This is a genomic window from Labilibacter marinus (assembly GCF_001659685.2).
Taxonomy (GTDB): Bacteria; Bacteroidota; Bacteroidia; order Bacteroidales; family Marinilabiliaceae; genus Saccharicrinis; species Saccharicrinis marinus.
The window spans coordinates 161,141-182,655 of the sequence record NZ_LXYE02000012.1; the positions used below are offsets into that span (position 1 = coordinate 161,141).

Here is a 21,515-nt window from a genome sequence, read left to right on the forward strand (position 1 = left end):
CTTTAAATGTTAAGTATTAAACTACCTCCTTGATATACTGCAAAAGATAAAATCCAAGCCAACGAAGTGGTATATATAATAGTAAAAAGAGCCCATTTCCACGACCCAGATTCTTTTCGGATGGTTGCAATTACCCCAATACAAGGGAAGTATATTAAAATAAATACCAAAAAACTTAAGGCTACTAAAGGTGTAAACGAAGCCTCTCCCGATTCTTTTTTATCGTTTTTAATATTCTCCATTAAGCTTTTCTGCTCTTCTTCAGCAGTCTCGGAATTGCTTTGGTAAATAACAGCCATTGTACTTACAACAACTTCTTTAGCAGCAACCCCACTTAAAATACTAACACCCATCTTCCAATCAAAACCAAGTGGACGTATGGTTGGTTCAATCGCATGTCCTATTTTTCCAATGTAAGAGCCTACTTGTGCTTCGCTTTCTTTATGAAACTCTAAGTCATTAATTTTATTAGTAAGCTTAGCTTTCGCTAATTCATTTCCTGTACTGTTGGATAGCTGGTTTAATTCTATGCTTAACTCACTTATCTGTTGGTCGTAGTTTTGCGAATATTCAATATCCTTAGGGAAATTTTGAAGAAACCAGATAATGATAGAAGCAATCATGATAATGCCGCCCACCTTTTTTAGGTACTGACCTCCTTTGTTCCACATATGTCGAATAGTAGACCTTAATGTTGGCATTCTATAGGGCGGTAGTTCCATGACAAAAGGAACGTCTTTATCCTTAAATAATACCCTTCGGAAGATTTTAGCAACGATTACGGCAAGTAAAATTCCCAATCCGTATATTCCAAAAAGTATGGTTCCGGAGTGATCAGGAAAGAAAGCGCCTATAAACAGAATATATACAGGTAAGCGTGCACTACACGACATAAATGGGTTGATGAGCATGGTGATGAGGCGATTATTTTTGTCCTCAATGGTTCTGGTGGCCATAATAGCGGGCACGTTACAACCAAATCCCATTACAAGCGGAATAAATGATTTACCATGAAGCCCCATTTTATGCATCAACTTATCCATAATAAAGGCAGCTCTGGCCATGTATCCTGTATCTTCCATAAAAGAAATAAAGAAGAATAGGATGAGAATATTTGGCAGAAATACTACGACTCCTCCCATGCCGCTTATAATACCATTAATCAACAAATCCTTAAATGGACCTTCAGTCATTATGCCATTTAAAAATTTCATCAGCATTTCAACGCCACCTTCAATTAAATCCATGGGGTATTGCCCAAGCGAAAAGGTACTTTGAAACATGAGCCACATAAAAAACAGGAATATCGGAAAGCCAAATAACTTATGCGTTAAAAAGGTATCTAGTACTTCTGATTTTCTAACTTTAATGGTGGGTGATTCTTCATAGGTTTCTTTTAGTGCTCCTGTTATAAAGCCATATTTAGCATCAGTAATTAGTGTTTCGCAATTATCGTTGAGTTCGTTTTCAACTTTTTTGATGATGGCTTTTATTTTTTCTTTATAAGTTTCAAATTGACTGCGATTGCTAAACTTATTGTAAAAAACTTCATCTTGCTCCAGCATTTTTAAAGCTAGGTAGCGAGGCGATATATTTTTGGGTAAATCAAAGTGACTAAATACATCACCTTGTAGTTTACCAATAGCTTTTTCTAAAGTTTGCCCGTAGTTAATATGGACCCTACGTTGGTTAGGGCTTGCATCTTCATATATTTCTATGGCTTTGTCAAAGAGTTCGTCAAGTCCTTGTCGTTTAGAGCTAACGGTAGGAATAAATTGAATGCCCAGCATTTTCCCTAGGCTCTCATGGTTAAACGTATCACCTTTCTTTTTTAACTCATCATACATGTTTAAAGCTGCAACCACCTTAATATCCATGTCAATAAGTTGGGTTGTTAGCAGTAAGTTACGCTCCAAATTTGAAGAGTCGATTACATTAATAACAATGTCAGGTGTTTCTTCAATAATATGCTTACGTACAAATAATTCTTCAGGAGAATAAGCCGAAAGCGAATATGTTCCAGGTAAATCAACGATATTGAAAGTATAACCATTGTGCTCAAATTTACCCTCTTTAGAATCGATGGTTACACCGCTGTAATTACCAACATGCTCTTTGGCTCCACTGACGTAATTAAATAATGTTGTTTTACCACAGTTGGGGTTACCAACTAAAGCTATATTAATAGATTTTCTTTGCTTAAACGCTGTTTCTCTTAAAACTTCATCACTAATGGTTCCTTCAAAAGGGGCGCTTGCTATTTTCTTAGCTTCTTCCTTTGAAATAACCTGAACTAATTGAGCTTCACTTCTTCGTAAGGAAACTTTATAGTCCATAATCTCATACTCAATAGGGTCTTTTAAAGGAGCATTCTTAACTACTTTTACTTTTTTACCTTTCACAAAACCCATCTCAATAATGCGTTTACGAAAAGCACCGTGACCTTTAACTTTAACAATAACAGCCTCTTGTCCTGTATGTAGTTCTGATAGATTCATTCGTAAGATTAGTTCATATTACATCATAAGCGATGTTTTCCCTCAATAAACAAAAATATACCTATTAAATTAGATACCCAATCCCAATTAGTAGGGATTTTTTAGCCTGTGGTGTGGTTAAAATTAGTGTAAGACTGAATGATTAACTATTTTTGGGGACTAATTAATTGGAGGGTATGAATCAAGAGATAGAGTTTAATCAAGTATATAATAAGATTCAAGAATTGCTCAAGAGTGGTAAAAATACTATTTCGGTGCTTGAAGAACAGGTAGATGTTGAGTTACAGTTAGAATATTTTAAAACCTCAAGAAAACTTTACAATAAGGTAGATAAGGAAGTTGTGTTGATGGAGAAAAACCAATTAACTGAGAGTGCCATAAGTATTGATGTAAAGAAAGAGTTGCTATCCTCATTGGCTAAAATTGATGACCCTTCTGCTTTTAGAGCCTTAGAAACTTATAAGGAAAATCCAGATGCAGAATTGGAGCAATGGAGTAAGTTAGCTTATCAGGAATCTAAAATGGTACTAGAAACTTCTTTATTAGGGGAGGCACCCATATTTATTTCAACAGGATTAGGAGGTAAGGGTAGTCAGTTAAGGTATTTTATTGTGCTTGTTGCTAATGAATCGGAAGCTCTTGAAGAATGGCAGCAGAACTTAGTAAGGAAAGAGCTTAATTACTTCTTTGAAAGGGATAATGGTGAGTTGGAACAAATTGATTTTGACACTGATTTGGTTTTAATTACTGGTTTGTTACCCATCGCTATTAATATAAAGGATACGCTCACGTCTGTAGTAAAAGAGTGTAATGAGCTGGGTGGTTTTTTAAAAAAATCATTTATTGTTACCAATGTAAAAAAGTTAGAAATAAACGAGGTGCGGAATATGGTTAATGCGGCACAATCAAAAGAAGATTCGTCTGAGGATGGCGGTAGTAATGAATTAGAGCTATAAATTATTATATGGAATATATAAACAACAATACAGTAAATATTGCGGTTCAGGTTTTACCTGTTGCAAAGGATAAGGATTCGTACGATTTAGTAGATGATGCTATTGCTATTATTGAAGAATCTGGAGTGAAATACCTTGTAACACCTTTTGAAACGGTTATGGAAGGTAAGTATGATGAATTAATGCAGGTTGTAAAAGAGGTGCAGAATGCATGTTATGCTTCAGGTTCTGAAAAAGTAATGTGTTATGTAAAAATTCAATCTGTACTGAATAAGGATGTAACCATTGATGATAAAGTAGGGAAGTATTCCTAATAATACTTATCAAAAGTTTATAGAAACAAAAAAAAGCTACTCGATGAGTAGCTTTTTTTATGGAAATATTTTTATGCCTATTCGGCTAAATCTTCAAATTCAACGTTTGTATATTCGTTGGCTGGAACTGCCTCTGCAAGTTCTGCTACAGGCTCTTCAATAAAAGGTTGGTTGTTCTTAATAAAAGAAACTACCTCTTCTAGTCCGTCTGCAAACTTATCAAAATCCTCTTTGTAAAGAAAAACTTTGTGCTTTTCGAAATGGAACCTACCGTCTTGGTCAAATTTCTTTTTGCTTTCTGTGATTGTCAGGTAATAATCGTTTTTGCGAGTAGCCTTCACATCAAAGAAATAGGTTCTTTTTCCTGCCCTTACCGCTTTTGAAAAGATTTCTTCTCTATCATTCTTTTCAAAACCTTCTTTTTTCTCATATCCTTCCATCTTCAATAATTTGTTATTTTAAATAAAAAATAAACTGGTTTTTGTTTGCCTCCCAAAAATGGGAATTATTTTTTAATAAATCTAGATATTCAAAGTAAAATTTACTATAATTATTAATAATTGATAATGTTTTTAGCTTAAAAAGTGATAATTCGTATTGAATAAATAGGTAATCAATTACTAAATAAAACTGATTCCATTTTAAATAGAGTCATATATTATTCTATATGTAAATTGCAAATCATCATTATCTAAGCCTTATTTTATCAATCTTTGACAACAATTTATTTTGAAGGAGTAAAAGATGTTTTTTTTTGTGGGATGATATGAAAAAAGACCTATTTTTGCGCTAATAACAAATTATTAAAAGTTCTTTGAGGAATGTTAAACAGAAGACTACTAAGAGTAAAAGTGATGCAGGTATTATATGCTCACTTCCAGCATAACGAAACTACTATTCAAAATTCTGAGAAAGAATTATTTCACAGTATTTCAAAATCTCTGGATTTGTACTATTTGTACATTCTTCTTGTTTTAGAAGTAAGAGACTATGCCATTGGCCGTATTGAATTTGGAAAGAACAAAAAGACGGCTTCTAAAGAAGAGCGCAATCCCAACACCCGTTTTGTAACCAATAAAGTACTATCTAAATTTGCCGATAGCCCAGAAGTGCAGGCTTATATGGATAAGAATGGTAGTAATTGGTCAAATTACAAAGAGATTGTTAAAAATCTTTATAACGATATTCTTAAATCTCAACAATATCAGGATTACCTTAAAAGCGAAACAACAAACTTTGAAATAGACAAAAAGTTTATGATAAAGTTATTCGAAAAGGTAATTGCTTATTTTGAGCCTATCTACCCAACTTTTGAAGAGCAAAGTATTTACTGGAATGATGAAGTGGAGTTTGTGCTTAGTATGGTTGTAAAAACTATTAAGAGCATGGAAGAGGATAAGCCTGTGCAGTTGATGCCTGAGTTTAAAGATGATGATGATGAGGAGTTTGTGAAAAAACTATTCAGAAAAGCTGCTTTAAACCATAAAGATTATTTAGGTTTGGTTGAAAAGCACTCCAAAAATTGGGATGTGGACAGGGTTGCTTTTATGGATATTGTGTTGATGCAGATTGCTATTGCAGAGTTAACTGAGTTCTCGCAAATTCCAATTAAAGTATCGATGAACGAGTATATCGAAATTGCTAAGCATTATTCAACAGAAAAAAGTGGTGTGTTTATCAATGGAATTTTAGATAAAGTTATACAAGAATTAACTGAATCGAAACAGATTAATAAAACTGGTAAAGGCTTAATGGACGGTGCAAAGTAAAGTTGTATTATTATTGAGTTGTATAAGTTTGATGGCCTTGCTGGCATGTAATAATACTAAGCAGAGCCAAAAACAAATAAGTACAAAACATACAACGGAAATTACTTTCGAGAAATCGACACATGCTTTCGGACAAATAAAGGGTGGAGAAACAGTAGGTTGCTATTTTAGTTTTACCAATTCTGGCGAACATCCTTTAGTGATTAATCAAGTAAAGCCAGGCTGTGGTTGTACTACCGTAAAATTTCCTCAGGAACCAATTTTGGCAGGTGAAAAGGGTGAAATTGAGATTCGCTTCGATTCCAGTGGTTTTTCAGGTCATCAGTATAAAGTAGTGCAAGTTTTTGCTAATATTGAAAATAAAATAAAAGAGTTGGTCATTTCGGCCAATGTTATAAATTAGATAAATAGGATAAAAATGGACTTACAAAGTATTTTTTTACAAGCTGCTCCTGGAGGGTTTGATATCGTTAAACAATTATTTCCTTTTCTTTTAATCATTGTTGTATTTTATTTCTTTATGATTCGTCCACAGATGAAGCGTCAAAAAGAATTAAAAAAGTACCGCGAAGAACTTAAAAAAGGCGATAAGGTTGTTACAACTGGTGGTATTTACGGAAAAGTAGCTGAAATCAAGGAGCCTCACGTGGAAGTAGAAATTTCTAAAGGTGTGGTAATTAAAATCGATAAATCAGCTATCATTATGGATATGTCTGATGCGCAAGCAAAACGATAGAAGATAATTTTTTTATATGAGGCCAATAACTAAATTTGTGGTTATTGGCCTTTTTTTATTATGCAGCAACTAAAAAATAATATTAAAAATTGGATTGAGACAGTAAAAAAGGCTGTTCGTTCAATTAAGCAAAATCGCGATTTGTTGGCTTTTGTGTTGTTTCTAGTGCTGTCTATTGGGCTGTGGTTTTTAAATGCCTTGCGTAAAGAATACACCACAACCATATCTTATCCTGTAAAGTATGAGAACTTTCCGAAGGATTATATTTTGTTGGGAGAACCCCAAGATAAAATAGATTTAAAAATTAAATCCTTAGGATATAGTATTTTACCTTATTATTGGGGCAAAATATTAAACCCCGAACAACTAAATGTATCTTCTTTTAGAAGGATAAAACAAGGTAATAAGTATGGAGCTTTTGTTTTAACAAGAGATATCTCCAAAGATTTTTCGAGTAAACTTTCAAATGGTATTGAGTTGCTTGAAATATTTCCAGATACCTTATTTGTTTCTTTAGAGAAGAAAGAACGAAAACGCGTAGCGGTTAAATTTGAAGCGGACTTATTTTTTGAGCAACAATATTACCAATCGGGTAATGTTAGCTTAAAACCTGATAGCGTTGAAATTTCTGGGCCTGCAAGCCTAGTAGATTCGGTCACTTTTGTAAGCGCTAAATTTGAGTTAGAAGAAGCCTTAAGAGATTCTTTAGTACGAAATGTAAGTATTAAAGGCATCGATAAATTAGAAATTACGCCTAGTAGGGTGGTGGTGGATATTCCTGTTGAGCCCTTCACTCAAAAGAATTTACGAATTCCTGTTGATCACCTTAATATTCCAGATAGCCTTAGTTTAAAAAGCTTTCCGGGTGTTATTAATATCACTTTTACAGTGGCTGCCAGTCGATATAGCAGAATTAATGCACAAGACTTTTCTGCTATAATTGACTATAATCAAAGAGATACTAAAGGTTTGCCCGACAGACTAAAAGTGAGGTTGTTACAACGCCCTAGTGGGATTAAAAATGTGACTTATTCTCCTTTGTTTGTGGATTGCCTATTTGAGAAAAAAGCGAAAAAATGATTAAAGTTGGAATAACAGGTGGCATCGGTAGTGGAAAATCTACGGTTTGTACGTTGTTCAAAATGCTCCATGTTCCTGTTTATAATGCGGATATTGAGGCACGTGCTTTAACCAATAATGATGCGAAAATAGTAGCAGGTGTTAAGGGTTTATTCGGAGAAGATATATACCAAGATGGACAATTGAACCGTGCAAAGGTTGGGTCTTTAGTATTTAATAATACTGAGCTGCTATCTAAATTAAATACTATTATTCACCCAGTGGTAGCCAGTCATTTTCAAAACTGGTTATTTAAGCATCAGTACTGTCCTCTGATTATAAAAGAAGCCGCCATTCTTTTTGAAAGTGATGGACATAAACAAATGGATAAAGTAATTACCGTTTCAGCTCCTGAGGCATTACGTATAAACAGAGTTATGAAACGCGATGCATTAACGAAAGAAGAAGTGGAGAGTCGCATTAAAAATCAAATGTCAGAAGAAGAAAAGGTAAAAATGTCAGATTATGTGATTTATTGCAATGATGTTGAATTGCTTATTCCTCAGGTTGTTAATTTGCATAAAGAGCTGAAGAGTTTAAGTTAATTGAGTGCTTAATGTTTTGGCATGAAAAGTGATATACTTCTACAGTTAAAAAGAATTTACCGAATAACTTAAAAAATATAAACATGTTTAAAATATCAGGTTCTTCCTTATTGGGAGCAGGATTAGGATGGTGGGCACTAGGACCTGTAGGTGCCATTTTAGGTTTTGTTGTGGGCTCATTTGCCGATGGTGTTTCTTCAGAATTTATCAACCAAGAAGGACCTGAGGGTAATCCACGTGATGGTTTTGTAGCTTCTTTATTAGTTTTAATGGCAGCCGTAATGAAAGCGGATGGTAAGGTGGTTAAAGCTGAACTTGATTTTGTAAAAGCATATTTACGTCAGGCCTTTGGCGACCAAAAGGCAGGTGAGGCTTTATTGATGCTTCGTGATATTCTTGATAGAGAAATACCTTTAAATCAGGTTTGTGCTCAAATTGCACAACACATGGATTATAATTCCAGGGTGCAATTGATTCATATGCTTTTTGGCGTAGCTAATGCAGATGGTAATATACCGCAAAGCGAACAAGATGTAATTAAACAAATAGCGCAAGGAGTAGGACTTTCGAGTGTTGATTTTGAGTCGGTGTTAAATATGTATGTAAAGAATACTGAGTCGGCTTATAAAATATTAGAAGTAGATGCTTCTGCTAGTAATGATGAAATTAAAAAAGCCTACCGTAAAATGGCCATTAAATTTCATCCCGACAAGGTAGCTCATTTGGGTGAGGAGTTTCAGGCATCTGCAAAGGAGAAATTTCAAAAGGTGAATGAAGCCTTTGAGGTAATAAAAAAGCAAAGAGGTTTTAATTAGCATGTAATTTAATTTGTAGTTAATGCTATTCTACTATTTTTGCACTAAATTTTAAAGGAGCCCTACCTAATGTACAATAGGGAGTTAAATTGATAAAAGAATTGTAATGAGTGAAATGTTAAAGGGAATATTGGCAGTATCTGGACAGAGTGGTTTATATAAAATGATTTCGCAAGCTAAAAGTAGCATTATTGTGGAGTCTTTAGTAGACGGAAAAAGAATGCCAGCATATGCTACTTCAAGAATTAGTGCGTTGGAAGATATTTCTATTTTTACAGAAGAAGCTGATGTGAAATTGGTGGATGTTTTTAAGAATATCTTTGACAAAGAAAATGGAGCACAAGCTATCAGTCATAAAGTGTCTGCAAATGAGCTAAAAAGCTATTTTACCGAGATTTTACCAGACTATGATAAAGATAGAGTATATGTTTCGGATATTAAAAAGGTAATCATGTGGTACAACTTACTACTTGATAAAGATATTTTTAAGTTTGGCGAAGAGGAAGAAGCTAAAGCGGATGATTCTGCAGAAGAATCGAAAGAAGCTTAATCAAGCTAATACTTTAGGATAAAAAGAACGGGTCATGTAAATCAACATGACCCGTTCTTTTTATATCAATATATTATGCTATTGCTTAAAATACAAGTGTATAGGTTTTAGGACTTTAAAGTGAGTGATAATGACTAAATGATAATTACAGGTTTCACTTCTTCACCTTTAAAAAGGCTTCCGCTAGTTCCCATGAGTTAACCATGTTTTGTATAAATTTTCGTAGTTCGCTGTAGTCTTTTAAAGCATATTGCAAAAAGGCCGAACCCATTCCAATTACAGCTGGTAGCTTACTTATTTGCGTTAGGTAGTAGCCATCTAATAAGGATTTAATTCCACCCGAGATAATAATCTGCTTGCACTTCGTTTCGCCTTCATCCACAATCTGATTTACCATATGAGTCATTTCTTCAGCAGTATGGCCAACGGTTGTAAAGCTTTCAAACAAAGGTGAGTTATCTATCCTTCGCATTTGCTCAAGTTTAGTGAAGTTAGTTCCTCCAAGTGCCCCAAACTCCAATGCTTGTATGTCAAGCTTTAAAAGAGCCTTTAAGCTTTCGTAACCCATGCCTTGTCCTACTTCTTTTACAATGATAGGAGAATCCACTTTTTCCAGTAATTCTTGAATGCATTCAATGGGTGGTCGTTTTAATCTATCACCTTCTGGCTGAAAGGCTTCTTGAAGTGGGTTTACATGAATAAACGTACCATCAGCCTGAAGCTGTTCGTTTAAGAAATCTATTTTTTCGGTTTCATTCCTTTCTAAAAGCTGCTCCAATTGAGCAATACCAAGGTTAGAATAAAATGGATAATCATCAGTTATATATTGCCTTACCTTAAAGTCGTTCCAGTAATCATCTGATTCAAAAAGTACTCTGCAGGAACCTAGCCCCATGCCTAGGCCAAACTCACCAGTTGCTTTAGCTAATTTGGTGTTGATGGCTCCAGCTCTTTGTGTTCCCCCAGTCATTGACGAAATCCAGAAGGGGTGATTCATCTTTTTACCTAGGAATGAAAAAGGTTTTACCTCTCCATTAGGATGTGCCGATAATAACGGTTCATACATAAATCGCTTATCTGCCATAGCCTTGCTTATATTTGACTCGAAGGCTAAATGTAGGTGTTCTTTTTTTCTATCTTCCATGGGTAATTATACTGTACTCGTTAAGTTTTGGACCAATTTATTCCAAAAAAATAGATATTACAAACCAATGTGACGCGAAATAACCATTTTCAGAATCTCGGTTGTTCCTTCGCCAATTCTTAATATACGATGGTCGCGATAAAATCTTTCTATATCTTGATTTTTGAAAAGACCTGCTCCTGCAAAAATTTGCATTCCCTCGTCAGACACTTCAGCTGCAACTTCGCTACAATATAGCTTAGCCATGGCTGCTTCTTTGCCAAATGGTTGTCCGTTGTCTTTTAACCAACAGGCTTTGTATAAGAGGTTACGAGCTAATTCAATTTTCATATCCATATCGGCCAGTTTAAACTGAACGCTCTGAAAGTTAGAGATAGTTTTTCCAAATTGTTCTCGTTCCTTCGAATAAGCTAGTGCCATTTCAAATGCACCTTGTGCTAAGCCTAAGCCCATGGCTGCAATCGAAAGACGTCCGCTATCCAGCGTTTTTAACATTTGTGATAAGCCTTTATCGGGAGTTCCTAAAACGTCTGCCTCTGAAATTTCACATTTGTCGATGGTTATTTCAGCGGTGTCAGAAGCTCGCCACATCATCTTACCTAAAGTTCTTTTAGTTGAAAAACCGTCTGTATTTCTTTTTAAGATAAAAGTAGAGTAGGTTGGTTTACCATTTTTTTCGCCTGTTAAAGCCAATACGGTTATACCATCCATTAGCTCGTTACTACCGTTGGTTATGTATCTTTTGGTTCCGTTTAATTGCCATCCATTAGTCGTTTTTGTTGCCACGGTTTCAACACCACGTGCATCCGAGCCTGCATTGGTTTCTGTAAGACCAAAAGCCCATAGTTTTTTACCACTTAATAAGTCGGGCAAAAGTGATTGTTTTTGTGCTTCGGTACCAAAATTATAGATAGGAGAAGCACCTAATGAGTTATGGGCTGCCATGGTTGCTGCTTGCGAACCATCTACTCGGGCAATTTCCTCCACCGCAATAATATATGAAAGGGTATCTAAACCTTGGCCTCCGTATTTAGTTGGAATATCCATTCCGAAAAGCCCATTTTCTCCCATCTTTTTTGTTAACTCAACAGAAAAAGTCTCATTGGCATCTAATTCCTGCGCTAGAGGTTTAATTTCTTTCTCGGCAAAAGCTCTTACTTTTTTTCTTAAATCTTCTTTGTCTTGGTTATAATATGGATTCATATAATGCTTGTTAGTCATTAGCCCTTAGTTAATAGTTAGTGACTAATGTCTACTGACCAATAACCAATGACTAAATTTTATTCTGTTTCTATTAATAATTGATTTAAACTTACCTGCTCTCCTTTATTCACATTAACTTTAGTAATGGTGGTGTCTTTCCATGCGTTTATGCTATTTTCTGTTTTCATCGCTTCCAACACCAATAAAGGATTACCTTTTTTAATTTGTTCTCCTTCTTTTACCAAAATATCAATAATACGTCCAGGCATGGGCGCTTCTAGTCGTTTAATAAAGTCATTGTTTTCATCTTTATTGGAACGTTTACTTCTTTCTGGTTTATCGCTGATAGCCCATTTTCTACCGCAATACTGAATATAAAAGAGCCCATCCTTACCCACTGTATAATTCAGTGAAAAATGTTTGCCCTGTATAATAAATGAAAGTTCGTTTTGTTCAATCCTGATACTTGAAATTAGAATGATATCTTCCTCGTCTATTTCAAGGCTGATGCCTGATGTATCTTGATAAATAACGGATAAATGAAGCTTGTATCCAGAAAAACGAATTTGATGTTGTTGACTTTGGCGCCAATAACCCGTTTTTCTCCAAATGTTATCGCCACTTATTTGCGTATTATTTTTTAAGATAACGAATGCAGCCGATATAACTTCTAGTTCGGAGTTTTGCAAAGGATTTTTGGATAATAAATATTCATGCTTCGCTTGAAAAAAGGAAGTATCATATTTACCCATTTCAAAATCTTTATCCTCCAGTGCTTTAATAATGAACTCGCGATTTGATTCTACACCAAATAGGGCATAGTTATTTAAAAAGCTACGTAATCTTTTTATTGCTTGATCACGATTATTTCCTAAAGCAATCACCTTTTTTAATAAAGGGTCGAAGTTCGGATTCAAGTTTTCTGTGGCTTGTGCTCCTCCATCAATTCTAATGTTAGGATGAGAGGGTATATGCGTACCAATAATCTGGCCAAATGATGGTTTGAAATTGTCTTCTGGATTTTCGGCATAAATACGTGCTTCAATGGCGTGCCCGCAGATGGTAATTTCATCTTGTGAAAAAGAAATAGGCATGCCCGAAGCAATTAAAATTTGTTCTCGAACAATATCAACACCAGTTATTTCTTCACTTACAGGGTGCTCCACCTGTATGCGTGTATTCATCTCCAAAAAGTAATGTTCTTGATTTGGAGTCAGCAAAAATTCAATGGTACCAGCACTAACGTAGCCAATGTGTTTTGTTAATTTTAAGGCATCATTAAGGATGGCTTTTTTCACCTTGGAATCTAGGTTTGGAGCTGGAGCTTCTTCAATAACCTTTTGGTGTCTGCGCTGAATGGAACATTCCCGCTCATGCAAATGAATTATATTACCGTGCGAATCTCCAATGACCTGTACTTCTATATGACGCGGATTTTCAATATACTGTTCGATATAAACAGAAGGATTATTAAAGTACCTTGCTGCTTCAGCGGCTGCGCGTTCAATTTCAGTTTCTAGTTCTTTAAAATCATTGACTATGCGCATTCCTTTTCCACCACCACCTGCAGCTGCTTTAATGATCAACGGTAGCTTTAGTTTTTTAGCTTCGTTAATCATCTCATCAACGTTACCATTTACTTTTTTGAGCAGCGGTACTTTACATTCTAGAGCTATTTTATTAGCTTCATCCTTATTACCCATCATCTTTATTTGCTGGGGACTAGGACCTATAAATGCAATGTTATTAGCGATACACAATTGAGCAAACTCGTCGTTTTCAGATAAAAAACCATAACCTGGATGAATGGCATCTACACGATAACGCTTGGCTAGCTGTACTATTTGTAATGGATTCAGATAAGTGTCCTGCAAAGAATGGCCAGTCATCATAGCCTTTAAATCTGCCTTTTCAACATGTAAGGCATCCTCTTCGGCATCGGTGTAAATGGCTACCGTTTCAATACCCATATCCCTAGCTGTTTTAATGACTCTTACAGCTATTTCACCTCTATTGGCAATTAAAATTCTATTAAACTGATGGTATGTTTTCTCCATTATTCCAAACTGGTTTTCTTTTTTCAAAAAATGCCTTAACGCCTTCTTGTCCTTCGTTTGACGTTCTTGCATTGGCTATTAATCGGGCACAATACAATAATGATGTTTCTTCATCAATATTTTCCTCTAAGCGATGAATCAGTGATTTAGTTTGAATCAAAGCATCGGGTGCTGATGCTGCTATGGCGTGGGCTATTTCTAATGTTTTTTCTCGTATGGGAGCATCTTTAGAAATATAATGTATTAAAGCTTCGTTGTGTGCTTCGTCAGCTGTAAAATGCTGAGGATTCAATAATCTTTTACGTGCATTACTACTGCCCATCTTACTTAATATATAGGGCGCTATAGTAGCTGGTATTAATCCCAATTTCACTTCAGGAAATGCAAACTTTGAATCGGCTTCACAAATGGTGATATCGCAACTGGCCACAATACCTACAGCTCCACCAAAGGCCGATTTTTGTACTTCACAAATTACGGGAGTTGGAAAGCTATGAATACTTTCGAATAAGGTGGTGAATAGCTTAGCATCATTAATGTTTTGAGTTTTAGACTGTAGAATGCCATCCTTCATCCAATCTAAATCGGCACCAGAGCAAAAAGTATCTCCTTCGCCATAAATCACCAACACTCTAAAACTTCGGTTCGATTTTTCCTCGTTTAAAGTAGTAATGATTTCTTCAATCATAGTTTTGTTGATGGCATTCTTCTTTTCAGGTCGGTTTAAACCTAAAAATCCAATTTTGTCTTCGATATGAAAATTAATCGTTTGCATACAATTACATTCTAAAAATTCCGTAAGAGGAACTGTTGTTTTGTTTATTTTGAGCTATACTTAATCCAATGGATAATATGGTTCGGGTGTTGGCTGGGTCTATTATGCCATCATCCCATAAACGACTGGTGGCATAATACGGAGAAGCTTCCTTTTCGAAACCGGCTTTGGTTTGCTGCTTCATATTTTCCAATTCTTCTTCCGATATTTCTGTTCCTAAAGATTTAGCTTGGTCTATTTTTACTGTAGCTAATACATCGGCAGCTTGTTGAGGTCCCATCACCGAAATGCTTGAGTTGGGCCAGGATAAAAGCAAACGAGGGCCAAAGGCTCTTCCTCCCATGGCATAATTTCCTGCGCCATAACTACCACCAATCATAATGGTGAAAAATGGCACTTTAGAATTAGCTAATGCATTTACCATTTTGGCGCCATCCTTTGCTATGCCCTGTTTTTCGTATGCCTTACCTACCATAAACCCAGCAATGTTTTGTAAAAATATCATGGGTAAATTACGGTTGTTGCATAGTTGAATAAAGTGCGCACCTTTTTGTGCCGATTCGGAAAAAAGAATGCCGTTATTGGCTAAAATTCCTACTTTATTACCATTTATACTAGCGTAACCAGTCACTAATGTAGAGCCATAGTCGGCCTTAAATTCACTAAACTTTGCTTCGTCTGTTAAATGCTGTATTAACTTTCTAACATCCTTTTGCTGATGTCCTGCAGATGGTATTTCCTCATAAATATCTTCGGGTGCAAAGCCAGTAGGTTTAGCCTCTTCCTTCAGAAAATTTTCTTTTTCGGGAATAGGTAAACTTTTAAATATGTCTCTGCATATTTCAATGGCATGGTGGTCGTCATCGGCTAAATGGTCTGCTACTCCTGATTGCGAAGTATGCATCTTTCCGCCACCTAATTCTTCTGCAGTAACATCTTCGCCAGTGGCTGCTTTTACCAACGGAGGACCTCCTAAAAATATGGTTCCTTGGTTTTTAACAATGATGGTTTCTTCGCTCATGGCAGGAATGTACGCTCCACCTGCAGTACATGATCCCATGACAATGCTGATTTGTGGAATACCTGCGGCAGACATACGAGCCTGATTATAAAATATACGACCAAAATCATCTTTATCTGGAAAAACATTGGCTTGTTCGGGTAAAAATATACCTCCAGAGTCAACCAGATACACACAAGCCAGGTTATTTTCTGAGGCAATTTCTTGAGCCCTCAAATGCTTTTTAATAGTCTCCTTTACATAGGTACCTCCCTTAGTAGTGGCATCGTTGGCAATAATCATCGTCTCTCTGCCTTCTATTACGCCAATACCTGTAATGATACCAGCCGAAGGAAAACTATCCTTGTATTGCCCATAAGCTGCTAAAGCCGAAAGTTCTATAAAAGGAGTGTGCGAATCTACCAATAAATCAATACGTTCTTTAGTAAGCAGTTTTCCTCTTTTTTTGTGTCTTTCTTTTTGCTTGAAATTGAGCTTATCGAGGTTTTGAAGTATTTTATTGAATTCGGCCACCTCATGAGGCACCGATTCTGTATGGTTAAGATTATTATATGTTTTTGTATTTGTCATTTTTATAGGATATATCGCATGCCTTAATAACCATGATAAATGCAAAATGTTTGAAGGCAATTAAAATTATCAAACCTAAAGCCTATAAAAATGACATCCTCTTAAAAAATATGCACAATAGATTAAAATTGAAGCGTCCACAATAGCAGTTGTTTATTGATGAGAATCTCAAATTAAGATATAAAAAAACGGAGTGCGATAATTGTATCACACTCCGTTTTGAATAGAATAGTTATTCTGAAATTTTAATCTCGGTTTATATCAAATATGATATTTTCCACATACATATTTTTTAATTCAGTCCTAGATAATATATAAATATCATCGCCATAACATGTATCATTCTCAATTTCATGTAGTCCACTTTTAGTGGTAAACCCATAATTGTTCTGTACAAAAACAATACTGTCCTCAGTAACCTCAATTACCTTAATAGTTGAATAGTTCTCAGGTCCATCTTCGTATTCATATACATCTCCTGTTAGGGGATTGTTAATATATTCTTGTTCGTTTTGAGCCTCCACATTCGAAGAATAGCTTAAAAATGCGATTAGCAGAGCAATAAAAATTAATCCTGAGAAATGCCAAATGGGAATTTTAGAATCTTGTTTTATTTCATTGTAGGCACGTTTTATATCATCCGGCATTTCTTTAGGTTTAAAAACGTGGTTGCACTGAATGCATTGGGCAGCACTTTTTTTGCCAAGTGAGAAGGTCGGAATCCAAAAAATATGAAAATACTTGCCAAAGAAACTACTTGTTATAGAGTCCTTTGTTTCGCAATTAGGACATTTGCAGTTTTTAAGTTGTTGACTTTTAATGTGTGATGAACGCCATCCATAGATTACCATAAGTATAGAGTTTAATTATTTTGCACTTGGTTTAACGTATTACTTGAACTAAGGTTACTGGTGTAAATAGGAAATTTTATTATTGTTATTTATTTATAAGAGTTGCTATTTTTGCAATTATAAAGCCAAGTGAATGAGCAGAGCAGTTAAGGAACTTAAAAAAGTACTTGCACTTCTTTTACAAGAGAAGGAAGAGGATTTACTTCAGTATAAAAGAAAGGTTGCTAATACATCCATTGTAGAAAGACGAAAAGAAGGTGTGTGTTGGTATCCTTTAAGTGTTGAGCGGACTAAATTTGATGCAGGTGAACGATTGTTGGTTAAGGTATCTCGCCCTAAAGAGCATAAAGAGTCGCATTTGTTTCAATCCGGAAAGTTGGTTTCTATATTCTCCAATGCAGGTAGTAATAATGAGCAAAAACATGCCATTACTGGTGTTGTTAACCGTTCGGGTGAGCGAGAAATGATCATTACCTTAAATAATGATGATGAGCCTGATTGGTTGCATGATGGTAATGTGGGTGTACAACTCATGTTTGATGAGAACGCTTATTTAGAGATGGAGCGAGCCTTAAATATTGTGATGAATCCGTTGGATAATCGTTTAGAGCAATTGCGCGGTATTCTGCTGGAATCCGAAGAAGCTTCTTTCACTCAAAAGTATCCTGTAGAAATTCCTCATTTGAATAGCAGCCAGAATAAAGCTCTGCAATTAATTTCTTCGGCTGATGATTTAGCCATTGTTCACGGACCACCGGGAACGGGAAAAACTACCTCCTTAGTTGAAAGTATTCATCATACTTTAAAATCGGAAAACCAAGTCTTAGTTTGTGCTCCGAGTAATGCGGCTATTGATTTGTTATGCGAAAAACTGGGAGAAAAAGGTTTAAATGTGGTTAGGATAGGACATCCTGCCAGAGTAACTGAGGAAATTTTAAGTAAAACATTGGACGCTCAGATAGCGCATCATAATAATTATAAAGATTTAAAAGCTATAAAAAAACAAGCTGATGAGTATTATAGAACGGCCAGAAAATACAAACGTAATTTTGGTCATGAAGAACGTCAGCAACGAAGGTTATTGTTGCAAGAATCCAGTAAATTAAAAAAGGAAGCCGAGCAATTGGAGTATTACATTGTTAACGATATTTTAAGTAATTCTCAGGTTATTGCAAGCACTATGGTGGGTGCTTCAAATTATCAAATTAGAGATAGGAAATTTAATACTGTTTTTATTGATGAGGCAGCGCAAGGTTTGGAGCCAGCAACTTGGATTCCTATTACTAAAGCCAATCGTGTTGTTTTTGCAGGCGACCATTGTCAATTGCCACCTACCATTAAATCATTTGAAGCTGCCAGAGCGGGTTTAGACGAAACGCTATTTGAAAAAGCTATCAAGCGGAACAAGGCCGATGTCATGTTACAGGAGCAATATCGCATGCATGCAGATATTATGCGTTTTTCAAGTCAGTATTTTTATGGAAATAAATTAAAGGCCAATGAAAATGTTGAAGATTGGAAAGTATTTGAGGAGGATTTAGCCATAGAATTTATTGATACGGCAGGCTGTGGGTTTTTTGAGCAGGTGGATAAGGAAACTAGAAGCTCTTTTAATCCAGAAGAAAGTGATTTATTATTAAAGCACTTTAGAGAATATTTTAGCACCATCGACCAAACCTTGGGAGATATTGAAACCAGTGTAGGTGTAATTTCTCCTTATAAGGCTCAGGTAAATTTATTACAACAGAATTTTAAAGGAGTGGAGGAGGAGTTTGAAAATACCAAAGCATTGATTTCTGTAAATACGGTAGATTCTTTTCAGGGACAGGAGAGAGATGTGATTTATATTAGTTTGGTGCGTAGTAACGAAAAAGGTGAGATAGGCTTTTTAGGTGATACACGACGAATGAATGTGGCTATGACTCGGGCGCGTAAAAAGCTCGTTATTATAGGGGATAGCGCTACAATTGGTCAGCATCAGTTTTATAGTAAGTTTTTAGATTACGTAAACGAGATAGGAGCATATCGCAGTGCTTTTGAAATGTTGTATTAAAAAGATATTTAGGTCTTAATTGTTAAAAACTATTAAATATCTAGGGAATATTGCATTTAATGTAACATTTTTCTGTGTTTATCGATAAAAGTACTCAAAAAGAGGGTGTTGATATGAAGCTGAAAGAAATTACTACATTACTAACTGGATTGTTATTTTTATCAAATGTTAGTGTGGCTCAATCTAATCAAAAAAGTTATTGGCAAAGAGGTTCGTTAAAAGTAGATACTACTTTTAAAAACATGTATCTCGATAATTTTCTGGTTCCATTCACCCAATTTGAGGATTTACACCATTGCAAAATCCGTATTAAAACCAAGAAGTTAAAAACTACTATGACCGCCCGTCCTGGCTTTTGGTCCTTACTTTTAGGCAAGCGAAATCGTCAATATATTATTCATGTAAATACCGACCCCAATTTTGATGGCGTACTTTTAGCCGATGTACCAGAGGAAGCTCGCATTGGTTTATTTGCGCATGAGTTAATGCATATACGCGATTACGAAAGCAGAAAAATGACTGGTGTAATGCAACGCGGATTTCAGTATCTATCTAAGGATGGAAAACGTAAGGTGGAGCATTATACCGATAGCTTAACTATAGCTGCAGGTTTTGGTGAGCACCTTTTTCAGTGGGCTGCATACGTGTTATACGACTCTGATGCCTCAGAAGAATATAAAGCCTTTAAATCGGAAATTTATATGTCTCCTGTTACTATCTACAATAAAATGAGTTTGGTAGAGTAGTTCGGTTCTGTTATAAAGCTTTCCTTTGTATTATGTTTGTACGTGTATAGTCATTTAATGTACCTCAAAGTACATCTACCCCCGTTCAATGTGTATTATTGTACCGTAGTTTTTTTACGAATTATTTTATCTTTGATGGGCTTGTTTAAAAATGGGCTCAAGTAATAGAAAACTATTTTACATAAATATACTAACATGAAAACCTCAAATTTGATTTCTTCCTTTTTGATTGTTTTGGCATTTTTAGCGAGCTGTGCTCCTGCTAAGAAAAAGGAAGCTGAAACATCAGAAAAAACAACAAAGCCTAACATTGTTGTAATTTATTTAGATGACCTAGGTTATGGTGATGTAGGTGCTTATGGTGCTACTGAAATTGCTACGCCACATATGGATGCCTTAGCTAATGGCGGAGTTCGTTTTACTAACGGATATGCAACATCGGCAACTTGTACTCCAAGTCGTTACGGATTATTAACTGGTGTTTACCCTTGGCGTAATAAAGATGCTAAAATTCTACCAGGAACAGCTCCATTGTTAATTAGTACAGAGCAAATGACTATTCCTAAAATGTTAAAACCTGCTGGTTACCATACTGGTATTGTAGGTAAATGGCATCTAGGACTAGGGTCTGGTATAGTAAACTGGAACGAAAGAGTTAGCCCGGGACCTAACGAGGTTGGATTTGATTATGCTTATATCATGGCTGCCACGCAAGATCGTGTTCCAACGGTTTATATCGATAACGGTAATGTAGCTAATCTTGATCCTAATGATCCAATTGAAATTGATTATAAAAATAATTTCGAAGGACAACCTACAGGAAAAGAGAATCCAGAGTTGTGCGAAATGAAATGGCATCATGGTCATAATAGCACAATTATTAATGGTGTACCGCGTATTGGATTTATGAAAGGTGGAGAGTCTGCTCGTTGGAAAGATGTAGATATGGCTGACCACTTTTTAGCTAAGGCGCAAGCTTACGTTAAAGCGCATAAAAATGAGCCTTTCTTTTTATACTATGCCATGCAACAACCACACGTGCCTCGTACACCACATCCTCGTTTTGTAGGAGCTACTACATTAGGGCCTCGTGGAGATGTAATTGCTGAAGCTGACTGGTGTATTGGTGAGTTTATCAAAACACTTGAAGCGGAAGGTTTAATGGAAAATACTTTAATCGTATTTTCTAGCGATAATGGGCCAGTATTGAATGATGGCTATTACGATGACGCAGTAGAAAAGCTAGGCGACCATACTCCTGCAGGCGGATTAAGAGGTGGTAAGTATAGTTTATATGAAGCGGGTACACGTGTTCCATTCTTTACATATTGGAAAGGTAAAATTCAGCCAAAGGTATCGGATGCCTTGGTATGTCAAATGGATGTGATGGCTTCAATTGCAGAGTTAGTTGGTGTTGAAAATCCAAATTTGGATAGTCAAAATATGTTAGCTGAATTAATGGGTACTTCTGATAAAGGAAGAGACGAATTGGTTCTTGAAGCTACTTCCAGAACTGCTTTCCGTAAAGGAGATTGGGCGTTAATTCCTCCGTATAAAGGAAAGCCAGTAAATACACAAGTTAATATTGAGGTAGGTAACGGACCAGATTATCAATTGTACAACCTAAAAGAGGATATTGGTCAGCAAAAAGATGTTGCTGCTGAAAATCCAGAAAAAGTAGCTGAATTAAAAGCTGCCTTTGAAGCTATTAGAGGTGATGCTAATGCTGGTGTTCAGAAGTTAGAATTACACTAGAATGTAAGTTGTAGTGCTTTAAAATATATAAAGAGAGT

At 35.7% G+C, this 21,515-nt stretch carries 20 protein-coding genes; 12 read left to right on the forward strand and 8 right to left on the reverse strand.

The features are described 5' to 3' along the window. Positions 1-2: 2 nt before the first annotated feature. Positions 3-2,498, reverse strand: a complete 2,496-nt coding sequence (gene feoB / locus A8L32_RS05775) for a ferrous iron transport protein B (RefSeq protein WP_066628806.1) — start codon at positions 2,496-2,498, stop codon at positions 3-5. 176 nt (positions 2,499-2,674) lie between these two features. Between feoB and A8L32_RS05780 the strand changes: the two genes are divergently transcribed. Together A8L32_RS05780 and A8L32_RS05785 are read left to right on the forward strand one after the other, a co-directional pair. Next, complete coding sequence (locus A8L32_RS05780) at positions 2,675-3,454, forward strand: hypothetical protein (RefSeq protein ID WP_066628811.1); 780 nt, start codon at positions 2,675-2,677, stop codon at positions 3,452-3,454. 8 nt (positions 3,455-3,462) lie between these two features. Next, positions 3,463-3,768, forward strand: coding sequence for a thiamine-binding protein (locus A8L32_RS05785; protein WP_066628814.1), 306 nt, complete (start codon positions 3,463-3,465; stop codon positions 3,766-3,768). A 77-nt stretch (positions 3,769-3,845) separates the two neighbouring features. Here A8L32_RS05785 and A8L32_RS05790 read toward each other — a convergent pair whose 3' ends face one another. After that, complete coding sequence (locus tag A8L32_RS05790; RefSeq protein ID WP_066628818.1) at positions 3,846-4,208, reverse strand: DUF3276 family protein; 363 nt, start codon at positions 4,206-4,208, stop codon at positions 3,846-3,848. A gap of 381 nt (positions 4,209-4,589) precedes the next feature. Here A8L32_RS05790 and nusB point away from each other — a divergent pair, with 381 nt between their 5' ends. The 7 genes from nusB (at position 4,590) to A8L32_RS05825 (ending at position 9,302) form a co-directional block, all read left to right on the forward strand. Continuing rightward, on the forward strand, positions 4,590-5,537 hold the full coding sequence (nusB, locus tag A8L32_RS05795; protein ID WP_066628820.1) for a transcription antitermination factor NusB: 948 nt from the start codon (positions 4,590-4,592) through the stop codon (positions 5,535-5,537). 13 nt (positions 5,538-5,550) lie between these two features. Next, positions 5,551-5,940, forward strand: a complete 390-nt coding sequence (locus A8L32_RS05800) for a DUF1573 domain-containing protein (RefSeq protein ID WP_143525027.1) — start codon at positions 5,551-5,553, stop codon at positions 5,938-5,940. Positions 5,941-5,955: 15 nt separating this feature from the next. Next, on the forward strand, positions 5,956-6,273 hold the full coding sequence (gene yajC, locus A8L32_RS05805; RefSeq protein WP_066628828.1) for a preprotein translocase subunit YajC: 318 nt from the start codon (positions 5,956-5,958) through the stop codon (positions 6,271-6,273). A gap of 60 nt (positions 6,274-6,333) precedes the next feature. After that, positions 6,334-7,353, forward strand: coding sequence for a CdaR family protein (locus A8L32_RS05810; RefSeq protein ID WP_066628830.1), 1,020 nt, complete (start codon positions 6,334-6,336; stop codon positions 7,351-7,353). Beyond that, the gene (coaE, locus tag A8L32_RS05815) at positions 7,350-7,937 is read left to right on the forward strand and encodes a dephospho-CoA kinase (protein WP_066628833.1); all 588 of its coding nucleotides are present in this window, start codon (positions 7,350-7,352) and stop codon (positions 7,935-7,937) included. Before A8L32_RS05810 ends, coaE begins: the two co-directional genes overlap by 4 nt. Positions 7,938-8,020: 83 nt before the next feature. Next, the gene (locus tag A8L32_RS05820) at positions 8,021-8,752 is read left to right on the forward strand and encodes a TerB family tellurite resistance protein (protein ID WP_066628836.1); all 732 of its coding nucleotides are present in this window, start codon (positions 8,021-8,023) and stop codon (positions 8,750-8,752) included. Between the two features lie 106 nt (positions 8,753-8,858). After that, complete coding sequence (locus A8L32_RS05825; RefSeq protein ID WP_233145459.1) at positions 8,859-9,302, forward strand: DUF5606 family protein; 444 nt, start codon at positions 8,859-8,861, stop codon at positions 9,300-9,302. Positions 9,303-9,456: 154 nt separating this feature from the next. Here A8L32_RS05825 and A8L32_RS05830 read toward each other — a convergent pair whose 3' ends face one another. From A8L32_RS05830 to A8L32_RS05855, 6 genes are all read right to left on the reverse strand, one after another. Further along, entirely contained in the window at positions 9,457-10,446 is a 990-nt protein-coding gene (locus tag A8L32_RS05830; protein WP_066628839.1) for a beta/alpha barrel domain-containing protein, read from the reverse strand. Between the two features lie 57 nt (positions 10,447-10,503). Then, a complete protein-coding gene (locus A8L32_RS05835; protein WP_233145460.1) occupies positions 10,504-11,667 on the reverse strand; it encodes an acyl-CoA dehydrogenase family protein in 1,164 nt (387 codons plus the stop codon). A gap of 59 nt (positions 11,668-11,726) precedes the next feature. Beyond that, on the reverse strand, positions 11,727-13,706 hold the full coding sequence (locus A8L32_RS05840) for an acetyl/propionyl/methylcrotonyl-CoA carboxylase subunit alpha (RefSeq protein ID WP_066628841.1): 1,980 nt from the start codon (positions 13,704-13,706) through the stop codon (positions 11,727-11,729). After that, positions 13,681-14,481: an enoyl-CoA hydratase/isomerase family protein gene (locus A8L32_RS05845; RefSeq protein WP_066628844.1), complete on the reverse strand. Its 801-nt coding sequence runs from the start codon at positions 14,479-14,481 to the stop codon at positions 13,681-13,683. The genes A8L32_RS05840 and A8L32_RS05845 overlap by 26 nt, the downstream gene beginning before the upstream one ends. A gap of 4 nt (positions 14,482-14,485) precedes the next feature. Then, the gene (locus A8L32_RS05850; protein ID WP_066628847.1) at positions 14,486-16,072 is read right to left on the reverse strand and encodes a carboxyl transferase domain-containing protein; all 1,587 of its coding nucleotides are present in this window, start codon (positions 16,070-16,072) and stop codon (positions 14,486-14,488) included. A 245-nt stretch (positions 16,073-16,317) separates the two neighbouring features. Next, the gene (locus A8L32_RS05855) at positions 16,318-16,923 is read right to left on the reverse strand and encodes a zinc-ribbon domain-containing protein (protein WP_066628849.1); all 606 of its coding nucleotides are present in this window, start codon (positions 16,921-16,923) and stop codon (positions 16,318-16,320) included. Positions 16,924-17,056: 133 nt separating this feature from the next. Between A8L32_RS05855 and A8L32_RS05860 the strand changes: the two genes are divergently transcribed. The 3 genes from A8L32_RS05860 to A8L32_RS05870 all read left to right on the forward strand — a co-directional run bounded on the left by A8L32_RS05860 (position 17,057) and on the right by A8L32_RS05870 (position 21,477). Continuing rightward, positions 17,057-18,976 carry an AAA domain-containing protein gene (locus A8L32_RS05860; RefSeq protein WP_066628852.1) on the forward strand — a complete coding sequence of 640 codons (1,920 nt, stop codon included), beginning with the start codon at positions 17,057-17,059 and terminating at the stop codon, positions 18,974-18,976. Between the two features lie 113 nt (positions 18,977-19,089). After that, positions 19,090-19,722 (forward strand): hypothetical protein, encoded by a 633-nt coding sequence (locus tag A8L32_RS05865; protein WP_143525028.1) that lies wholly within the window; start codon positions 19,090-19,092, stop codon positions 19,720-19,722. Positions 19,723-19,917: 195 nt separating this feature from the next. Continuing rightward, on the forward strand, positions 19,918-21,477 hold the full coding sequence (locus A8L32_RS05870; protein WP_066628859.1) for a sulfatase family protein: 1,560 nt from the start codon (positions 19,918-19,920) through the stop codon (positions 21,475-21,477). Positions 21,478-21,515 lie beyond the last annotated feature (38 nt).